This window comes from Beijerinckia sp. L45, assembly GCF_009765775.1.
Lineage (GTDB): Bacteria > Pseudomonadota > Alphaproteobacteria > Rhizobiales > Beijerinckiaceae > RH-AL1.
In genome coordinates, this window is sequence record NZ_LMUU01000224.1 from 7,192 (window position 1) to 16,103 (window position 8,912).

7 protein-coding genes and 2 pseudogenes are annotated in these 8,912 nt (G+C 66.2%); 4 read left to right on the forward strand and 5 right to left on the reverse strand.

The window, feature by feature from the left end:
• The 3 genes and pseudogenes from GSQ79_RS29860 to GSQ79_RS23925 form a co-directional block, all read left to right on the forward strand.
• Positions 1 to 191, forward strand: a pseudogene (locus tag GSQ79_RS29860) (efflux RND transporter periplasmic adaptor subunit); the annotation flags it as partial.
• On the forward strand, positions 188 to 1,294 hold the full coding sequence (locus GSQ79_RS23920; protein ID WP_246725545.1) for an efflux RND transporter periplasmic adaptor subunit: 1,107 nt from the start codon (positions 188 to 190) through the stop codon (positions 1,292 to 1,294). The pseudogene GSQ79_RS29860 and the gene GSQ79_RS23920, both read left to right, overlap by 4 nt.
• A complete protein-coding gene (locus tag GSQ79_RS23925; protein ID WP_158811280.1) occupies positions 1,294 to 4,338 on the forward strand; it encodes an efflux RND transporter permease subunit in 3,045 nt (1,014 codons plus the stop codon). Before GSQ79_RS23920 ends, GSQ79_RS23925 begins: the two co-directional genes overlap by 1 nt.
• A gap of 19 nt (positions 4,339 to 4,357) precedes the next feature.
• On the opposite strand, the gene GSQ79_RS23930 is transcribed toward GSQ79_RS23925, so the two are convergent.
• Positions 4,358 to 4,972: a hypothetical protein gene (locus GSQ79_RS23930; protein WP_158811281.1), complete on the reverse strand. Its 615-nt coding sequence runs from the start codon at positions 4,970 to 4,972 to the stop codon at positions 4,358 to 4,360.
• Between the two features lie 168 nt (positions 4,973 to 5,140).
• Here GSQ79_RS23930 and GSQ79_RS23935 point away from each other — a divergent pair, with 168 nt between their 5' ends.
• On the forward strand, positions 5,141 to 5,374 hold the full coding sequence (locus GSQ79_RS23935) for a hypothetical protein (protein ID WP_158811282.1): 234 nt from the start codon (positions 5,141 to 5,143) through the stop codon (positions 5,372 to 5,374).
• 34 nt (positions 5,375 to 5,408) lie between these two features.
• On the opposite strand, the gene GSQ79_RS23940 is transcribed toward GSQ79_RS23935, so the two are convergent.
• The 4 genes and pseudogenes from GSQ79_RS23940 to GSQ79_RS23955 all read right to left on the reverse strand — a co-directional run.
• Positions 5,409 to 6,221, reverse strand: a complete 813-nt coding sequence (locus tag GSQ79_RS23940; protein WP_158811283.1) for an ABC transporter permease — start codon at positions 6,219 to 6,221, stop codon at positions 5,409 to 5,411.
• On the reverse strand, positions 6,218 to 7,399 hold the full coding sequence (locus GSQ79_RS23945; RefSeq protein ID WP_158811284.1) for an ABC transporter substrate-binding protein: 1,182 nt from the start codon (positions 7,397 to 7,399) through the stop codon (positions 6,218 to 6,220). Before GSQ79_RS23945 ends, GSQ79_RS23940 begins: the two co-directional genes overlap by 4 nt.
• A gap of 13 nt (positions 7,400 to 7,412) precedes the next feature.
• The gene (locus tag GSQ79_RS23950) at positions 7,413 to 8,189 is read right to left on the reverse strand and encodes an ABC transporter ATP-binding protein (protein ID WP_158811285.1); all 777 of its coding nucleotides are present in this window, start codon (positions 8,187 to 8,189) and stop codon (positions 7,413 to 7,415) included.
• Positions 8,186 to 8,912: pseudogene (locus GSQ79_RS23955) on the reverse strand (acyl-CoA dehydrogenase); the annotation flags it as partial. The pseudogene GSQ79_RS23955 and the gene GSQ79_RS23950, both read right to left, overlap by 4 nt.

The window sequence follows — 8,912 nt, forward strand, 5'->3', positions numbered from 1 at the left end:
ATGCGCCTGCCGTCTGGACGCTCGATCGCAGGACCGGCGCCGTCGCGCCGCGCCTGGTGACGGTCGACCGCTTCGCCGGCGACACGCTTGTCCTGTCCGGCGGCATCGCGCCCGGCGACACCGTGGTCACCGCCGGGATCCAGTTCCTGCATCCTGGTCAGGTCGTCGCGGTACGGGAGAAGCGGTCTTGATCCCGTTGAAGCTGACGATGGTCGGCATTCTGCCGCTCTTTCTGGTATTCGCCGGCTGCAAGGAGGCCGAGCAGCCGAAAGCAGCCCTCAGACCCGTCCTGACGATGACGGTTGCGCCGGTCGAGGTCGAGACCTTCGGGCCCTTCGCCAGCACCGTCGAGGCGCGCTACCAGACGCAACTCGGCTTCCAGCTGGCCGGCCGAATGGTCGCCCGCGACGTCTATGTCGGCGATGTCGTGCACACCGGCCAGCGGCTCGCCGCCCTCGACCCGACCGTTACCCAATTCGCGCTGACCCGCGCCCAGGCCGATGTGGCCGATGCCAAGGCGCAGCTCGCCAACGCCGGCGGCGTCGAGGAACGCCAGCGGACGCTGGCGACCGGCGGCAACGCCCCGCAGGCCGCATTGGACAACGCCGTCGCCAGCCGTGACACCGCCAAGGCGCGGCTCGATCAGGCCCAGGCCGCCTTGCAGGCAGCCGAGGACCAGATCGGCTACACCGAACTGCGGGCGCAATTCGACGGCGTCATAACCGTCTGGAACGCCGAAGTCGGGCAGTACGTCGGCAACGGTGCCGCGGTGGTAACCGTCGCCCGCCCGGATATCCGCGAAGCGGTGGTCGACATCCCCGACGAGCTCATCGCCAGCGTTCATCCGAAGATGCCGTTTACCGTTCGCCTGCAATCCGAACCCGCGGTGACGGCAACGGCCATCGTCCGCGAGATAGCACCTCTCGCCGACCCGGCGACCCGGTCGCATCGCGTGCGGCTGACGCTGCAGACGCCATCCGCCGCGTTTCGCATCGGCACGACGATCGGCGTCTCCGTCGATCGGCATATCGCGCCGCGCATCACCGTGCCGGCGCAAGCGGTCCTGTCACAGGACGGCAAATCGTTCGTCTGGCTGCTGGCGCCAGACGGCAACAGCGTTCTTCGCCGCGCGGTGACGCTGAATGGCTCGAGCGATGATCAGGTCCTCGTCGGGTCCGGCCTCGCCGCCGGCGACAAGGTCGTTATCGCCGGCGTGCATAGCCTCGTCGATGGTCAGGCGGTCGCCGGCGAAGCGGGCGCGACGACAACGAAGGCAAAAGGGACGCGTCTGTAATGGGTCTGAACCTTTCGGAATGGGCGCTCAAGCACCGGTCCTTCATCTGGTTCCTGATGATCATTTCCGTCCTTGCCGGCGTGATGGCCTACCGCAATCTCGGGCGCGAGGAAGATCCCGCTTTCGCGATCAAGACGATGGTCGTCTCGGCGACGTGGCCCGGCGCGACCATCGCCGACACGCTCGATCAGGTCACCGACCGCATCGAGAAGGAGCTGCAGCAAGTCGACTCGCTCGATTTTACCCGCAGCTACACGACGCCCGGCCATGCCACGGTGTTCGTGCAGTTCAAGGATACCACGGATCCCAAGAAGCTGCCGAACCTGTTCTATCAGGTGCGCAAGCACATCAACGACATTCGCGGCACGTTCCCCGATAGCCTCGGCGGCATCGCCTTCAACGACGAATTCGGTGACGTCTTCGGCAACGTCTACGCCTTTACCGCTGACGGCCTCTCGATGCGCCAGCTGCGCGACTATGTCGAAGGCGTGCGTAGCGCAGTGCTGCGGGTCAAGAACATCGGCAAGACCGAGCTGATCGGCACGCAGGACGAGGCGATCTTCCTCGATTTTTCCACGCGCAAGCTGGCAGGGCTTGGCCTCGACACGCAGGCGCTGATCAAGACGCTGCAAACACAGAACGCCATCGTACCCTCGGGCGTCATCCAGGCCGGTGCCGAGCAGGTGTCCGTGCGCGTCGGCGGCCAGTTCGTGTCGGAGGACAGCCTCAAGGCGATCAACCTGCGGATCAACGACCGTTTCTTCCGCCTCTCCGACGTCGCCGACATCCATCGCGGCTATCCCGAGCCGCCTCAGCCGCTGTTTCGCTTCAACGGCCAGCCGGCCGTCGGCCTCGCCATCGCGATGCGTGCCGGCGGCAACCTGCTGCAGTTCGGCGAGGATCTGAAAGCCAAGATGCATGCCGTCGAGGCGACGCTGCCGATCGGCGTCGGCGTCCACCTCGTCTCCGACCAGCCGCGCATCGTCGAGGAGGCCGTCGGCGGCTTTACCGAGGCGCTACTCGAAGCGATCGGGATCGTGCTGGTGGTGAGTTTCATCAGTCTCGGCGTCCGCGCCGGCCTCGTCGTCTCGATCTCGATCCCGCTGGTGCTGGCAATCACCTTCGTCGTGCTCAACGCGATGGGGGTGACGCTGCAGCGCATCTCGCTCGGCGCGCTCATCATCGCCCTCGGCCTTCTGGTCGATGATGCGATGATCACCGTCGAGATGATGGTCGCGCGGTTGGAGCGCGGCGACAGCCGCATCGCCGCGGCGACCTTCGCTTACACCTCCACGGCCTTCCCGATGTTGACGGGCACGCTCGTCACCGTCGCCGGTTTTTTGCCGATCGGCTTCAACGGCAGCGCCGCCGGCGAGTACACCTACAGCCTGTTCGTCGTCATCGCCGTGTCGCTTCTGGTCTCGTGGATCGTTGCCGTGCTTTTTGCGCCGTTGGTGGGGGTCAAACTGCTTCCGAAGGCATTGAAGCATCACGAGGACAAGCCGAGCCGCTTCGCCCGCGCCTTTCGCGCGATGCTGCTCGGCGCGATGCGCTGGCGTTGGGTCACGGTCGGCGCCTGCGTCGCTGCCCTCGGCCTGTCGATCGTCGGCATGGGGTTCGTGCAACAGCAGTTCTTTCCGTCCTCGGATCGGCCGGAGATTCTCGTCGACATGACACTGCCGAACAACAGCAGCATCGACGAAACGCGCAGGCAGATGGATCGCTTCGAGGCCGCGTTCAAGGACGAAACGGGCATCACGCAATGGAGCTCCTACGTCGGCCAAGGCGCGATCCGCTTCTATCTGCCGCTCGATCAGCAGCTCGGCAATGCCTTCTTCGGCCAGATGGTCGTCGAGACCAAGTCGCTGGAAGTGCGGAACGCGCTGATGGCGAAGCTGACGCGCTTCGGCCGCGAAAATTTCGTCGGCACCGACGTCTTCGTGCACTCGCTCGATCTCGGACCGCCGGTCGGGCGTCCCGTGCAGTACCGCGTCAGCGGCCCGGACCTGCAGACGGTTCGCGCCCAAGCGATCAAGCTCGCCGCCATCGTGAGCGGCAACAAGCATCTCGGCATTCCCACTTTCGACTGGAACGAGCCGGGCCAGATGCTGCGCGTCGACATTCTTCAGGACAAAGCGCGCCAGCTCGGCATCACCTCACAGGATATCGCGGGCGTGCTCAACGGCCTCGTCGGCGGGTCGACCATCACGCAAGTGCGCGACAGCATCTATCTCGTCGATGTCATCGGCCGCGCCAAGGCACTGGAGCGGAACTCGATCGATACGCTGCAGACGCTGCAGGTCACGCTGCCCAACGGCACGTCCGTGCCCCTGCTTGCCTTCGCCCGCATCGGCTACGACCTCGAACAGCCGATCGTCTGGCGGCGCGACCGGTTGCCGACGATCACGCTGCGCAGCACGATCGTCGATACCACGCAGCCGGCGACCGTCGTCGCGGAACTCGCGCCGGCGATCGACGCCTTCGCCAAGGAGGCGCCGCTTGGCTTCGCCATCGCCACCGGCGGCGCGGTCGAAGAGGCGGCCAAAGGACAAGGCCCGATCGCGTCGGTCGTCCCGGTGATGTTATTGACCATGGCCTTGCTGCTGATGATTCAGCTGCAGAGTTTCGGCAAGCTGCTGCTGGTCGTCAGTGTCGCGCCGCTCGGGCTGATCGGCGTCGTCGCCGCGCTGCTGCCCTCCGGCGCGCCGCTCGGCTTCGTCGCCATCCTCGGCGTGCTCGCGCTGATCGGCATCATCATCCGCAACTCGGTGATCCTCGTCACCCAGATCGACGAATATCTTGCCGAAGGGCGCGAGGCCTGGGACGCCGTGGTCGAGGCGACGGTGCACCGCATGCGCCCGATCCTGCTGACGGCTGCGGCGGCAAGTCTAGGCATGGTGCCCATCGCCGGCCAGGTGTTCTGGGGACCGATGGCCTATGCGATGATCGGCGGCATTCTGGCCGGCACCGTGCTGACCCTGATCTTCCTGCCCGCACTCTACGTCGGCGCCTACCGCATCCGCGAACCAGCCGTCAGCGGCTGATAGTGCAAAGCCGCGGCGTTCACATGCCGCTGAGCTGGGCGCTGGGCGTCGGGAGATGCACAGTCCGTTCGCAGGCCGGCTCCGGATGGCCATCCCGCGTAGTGCTGAGGCTCAAGGTACCGGCATGGACGTCGATGACGGCCATGGTCTGCGACCGGTCATCGGACGCATAGGGCGGCATGCACGCCGTCCCTTCGACGACCAGCGTTTTCATCGTTTCGGTGTCGGTGACCTGAGCGCGAAGCGGACACAAAGACTGATCCCAACGGGCCGGCGTCTCGCCGGAATAGGTGACCAGAGGTTGGCATGGTTTCCGGCTGTCTGCCCGTAAGGTCGAAACCAGGATCGCGATCTTGCCGACCTTGAACTGTCGCACATCCGCCTCCGCCATCCGCCGCATGGACGCGATAAAGGTGCGGGGTTCATCCGAAAAGTCGAAGACGTCGCTCCACACCGTGGCGACCTCTCCGGCAAAGGCCGTCATCTGGAGGGGTTGCTGATAGCGTCCGTCGGCGCGGCTCGCGATCATGGCCACAGCGACGACCGTTGCCAAGGCCGCCGCCGAGACGCCGATCGTGACCGACACGGACACCACCGTCTCTTTAACAGGGGCGGCGATAAGGGGGGTGCTCATGCGAAAGGACTTTAGGTGTAAAGAGATATGGAGGCAAAAGCCTTTATACCGGATCGACCGTTAAGACTCTGACTCGACGGCTGGAGACGCGATGGGGATTCCGATGGTCGAGGAACCGCACGTTAAGCTCCGGGGCGGCAAGCTGCACCGCCGACCCAGGGAGCACCTATGGCACAGAAGCCGCACATTCCTATCTTCCCCTGCTCGGGAAATCGAACGGCCGCCGTCAATCCGGCCTTGGTTCGCGCCGTGGAAACGCAAGCCGGCGGCGGCGTGAAGATCATCTTCGACCGCGGTCACGAACTGATGGTCAACGCTTCTCTCCACGCGGTGGTGAGCGCCCTCTGGGACCCGACGCCGGTGGCGGAAATCAAAGAGCTGACGATCGAGGTGAAGTCTTAATCCCGGCTGACGGGACCAGGCGCAATTACGCGGATCAGCGGCGCCAGATCGCATGCAGGGCGCGCGCCGCGCCGTCGAGGGCGAAGCCGATGACGCCGATCACCAGAACGACGGCCATCAGCTCCGAATAGGCGAGCCGGTCGCGCGTATCGAGGATGAGATAGCCGAGGCCGGCCGATACGCCGAGCATCTCGCAAGGTACCAGCACGATCCAGGAAATGCCGATGGCGAGCCGGATGCCGGTCAGCACGTGCCCCATGACGCCCGGGATCACGATGCGCAGCAGGGTCTCGGTACGCGTCGCGGCGAGGCTGCGGCCGAGCAGCAGCCAGCGCTGGTCGAGGGCGCGCACGCCGGCCGCGGTGTTAAGAAGGATCGGCCAGGTCGCCGCAAAGGACAGCAGGAAATAGATCGCGCCGTCGCCGAGCCCAAACAGCATGACGGCGATCGGCATCCAGGACAGCGGCGAAATCATGCGAAGCAGCTGGAACGCCGGGGACGTCGCCGTATCGAGCGGCCGCGAACTGCCGACGGCAAGGCCGAGCGGCACACCGATCACGACTGCGAAGGCCAGCCCCACGAGCACACGTTTCAGACTGACCGCGACATGGGTGAGAAGGTCCGAGCCGGTCACGAGATCGCCGAGGCTCGCCACGGTCAGGAACGGCGAGAACCGCCGGATGAAGCTGCCGGGCCCCGGCAGCAGATCGGTCCCGATGAACCACAGGACCAACAGGCCGAGAAGGCCCAGCGCACCGAGCAGGATTGGTTTCAGCGCCCGTCCGCGCGACGGCCGGATCAGATCGCGATCGGCCGGCGAGACGTCACGCTGGGCAAGGTCGGTCACGGTGCGATCAGCTCCTGCCGGTCAAAACCTTCGGGCAGGCCGAACGCTTTGAAACCGCCGACCGCGGCGATGGCATTTTTGACAAAACGATCGTCGACGAGATCGCGCGCCGCGAAGGCCGGATCGAGCGAGGCGAGAAACGCCTTGTCGCCGTCCACTTCCGTCTGCTTCAAGCGGCGTACCAGTTCCTCGGTGTAGCTTGGGAAGGGATAAGGCTGGAAGTCGATGCGTTGCTCCTGCCAGTCGGCGTGCCTGATGGCGCCGCTGGCGACATAGGCTGCGGCATCGCCTGCCGGCGGCGCCAAGACTTTGGCTAGCACAGGCTCGGGCTGCGGCGTGTAGCGGTTGACGCCGCCCTTCGACAGGATCTGCGCCGTCTCGGCACGGTTCTCACGCGCAAAGACCTGCGCCTTGACGATGGCCGTGACCACCTTTTGCGACCACTCCGGCCGCGCCGCGAGATCGGCCTCGTGCATGAAGACGACGCAGCAGGCGTGGTTCTTCCAGACGTCACCGGTGAAACGCAGCACCTTGCCGATGCCGAGCTGCTCCGCGGCGGCGTTGAACGGCTCGGCGACGATGAAGCCGGCGATCTGCTTGGCCGCCAGCGCCGGCGGCATGTCGGACGGCGCCATCACCACGAGGTTCACTTCGTCGGGCGCCGGCGCGCCGCTCTTCTTGATGATGGGCTTCAAACCACCGTCCCGCAGCAGCGCCTGCAGCACGACATTGTGGATCGAATACCAGAACGGTACGGCGACGGTCTTGCCGCCGAGATCCTTGATGCTTCCGATTTCCGGCAGGACGGTGAGCGCCGAGCCGTCGACGTGGTTCCAGGCGACGACCTTCGCCGGCACCTTGCTGCCGAAGCGCGCCCACACCGTCATCGGCGACAGCAGATGCACGACATCGACCTGTCCGGAAACAAACGCCTCGATGATCTGCGCCCAACTGCGCAGCATCACCGGTTTGTCCGCCTTCACACCTTCGGCATCGAAGAAGCCCTTGGCGTGGGCCACGAGCAACGGGGCCGCGTCGGTAATCGGGAGGTAGCCGATGCGCACCGGCGCATCGGCGGCAAAAGCTGGTCGCGTCTGCAGCAACGGCAATGCCGCAGCGGCCGACAGCATCGCGGAAAACTTTAGCAGGTCGCGGCGGCCAAAGCAGGCATCACACATCGAAGCGCTCTCTCTAGATCCGGCGCAGCGTTGCGCGCAGCTTGAATAGGATGTCCGTGCGCAACCGGCCGAGTTCGACCAGATCATCTTCGCGCGGCTTCGGCAGGTCGATGCGCCACTGTCCGATCTCCCTGGCCGGCGTGCCACCGAGCAGCACGACGCGGTCGGCGACGAGCAGGGCCTCGTCGATATCGTGGGTGATCAGAATGGTCGCCGCGCCGAAGTCGGCTGTCACCTGGAGCAGCAGCGTCTGCATCGCGGCGCGCGTCACCTCGTCGAGCGCGCCGAAGGGTTCGTCGAGCAGCAGCACCTCGGGCTTTCGTGCGAGGCAACGGGCCAAAGCCGCGCGCTGCGCCATGCCGCCCGACAGTTCGGAGGGAAACAATTTGCGCGCGTGCGCCAGACCCACTTCGTCGATCGCGGCGTCGACACGTGCGGCACGCACCTCGCGCGACAGGCGCGGCTGGCGCTTGAAATCGAGCCCGAAGGCGACGTTCTTTTCTAAGGTCAGCCACGGCAACAGACCGGGGTCCTGAAACGCCAGGGCGACACGCGGATGGACGCTGGAAAGCAGTTGATCGCCAACCCGAACCGCACCGCGGCTCGGCTGCTGCAATCCGGCGAGCACACGCAGCAGGCTCGACTTGCCGACGCCGCTCGGGCCGAGCACGGCGACGATCTCGCCGGGGGCCACTGCGAGGTCGAAGTCTTCGAGCACCGGCATAGCGGCGCCGGGATAACGCAGTGTGATCCCCGTCGCTTCGAGGGCCGCGATGGCGGTCTTAGTCATGCCGCGTGTCGGGCGGCATCGCGCTGCGCCGCCAGCGCCGCCTTCAGCTGCACGAGGCTCGGCGTGATGATCGGCACGAAGGCGGCCTCGCGCCAGCGCCGCTGGAAGCCTTCGCCGGATTTCGTGAGATAGGCGCGACCGCCCGCAGCCTGCAGCTCGAGCTCGACCGCCTCCTGGGCGATCTCGGCAAGCCGGATGCGCAGCTCGAAGAGGCGCGCGGCCGCGCCTTGATAGGCGTCCGAGCGCAGGCCGTCGCGCAGCTCCGCCTCACAGTGCTGCAGTTCGGCGGCACGATCCTGGATCGGCTCGCGGAGCACATGGCGGGCGGCGCCGAGATGGCCACGAGCCTCGACGAGCGCGCGGCGGGCAAGCCCGATCGACAGGCCGCATTGCATGCCGAGAAACGCCGGGCGGACCTGCGGAAGCCAGGTCTTGGCCTCGGTGGTCAACACCTGCGCGTCATCGATCGGCACGTCGACCAGGTCGACGGCCGCGGTGTTCGCCGAGCGCATCGCCATCAGGTCCAGATCGGCGCTGCGCGCGACGCCTGGCGCGTCGGAGGGGATCGCGACGACGAGGGTCGCGCCGCTCGCCTCATCCGCCACCGCAGCCCCGACCTGAAAGCCTGCAGGCCTCAGGTTGGTTACCCAGGGCAGCTTGCCGTCGAGCCTATAGCCGCCGTCGACGCGCCGCGCCTTGATCTGCAGGCCTTCGAGGCCCCCC

Bases quoted from the DNA above. Each gene is read 5' to 3' on its own strand.
- GSQ79_RS23925 (WP_158811280.1), top strand. From the start codon at position 1,294: ATGGGTCTGAACCTTTCGGAATGGGCGCTCAAGCACCGGTCCTTCATC.
- GSQ79_RS23950 (WP_158811285.1), bottom strand. From the start codon at position 8,189: ATGACTAAGACCGCCATCGCGGCCCTCGAAGCGACGGGGATCACACTG.
- GSQ79_RS23935 (WP_158811282.1), top strand. From the start codon at position 5,141: ATGGCACAGAAGCCGCACATTCCTATCTTCCCCTGCTCGGGAAATCGA.
- GSQ79_RS23945 (WP_158811284.1), bottom strand. From the start codon at position 7,399: ATGTGTGATGCCTGCTTTGGCCGCCGCGACCTGCTAAAGTTTTCCGCG.
- GSQ79_RS23930 (WP_158811281.1), bottom strand. From the start codon at position 4,972: ATGAGCACCCCCCTTATCGCCGCCCCTGTTAAAGAGACGGTGGTGTCC.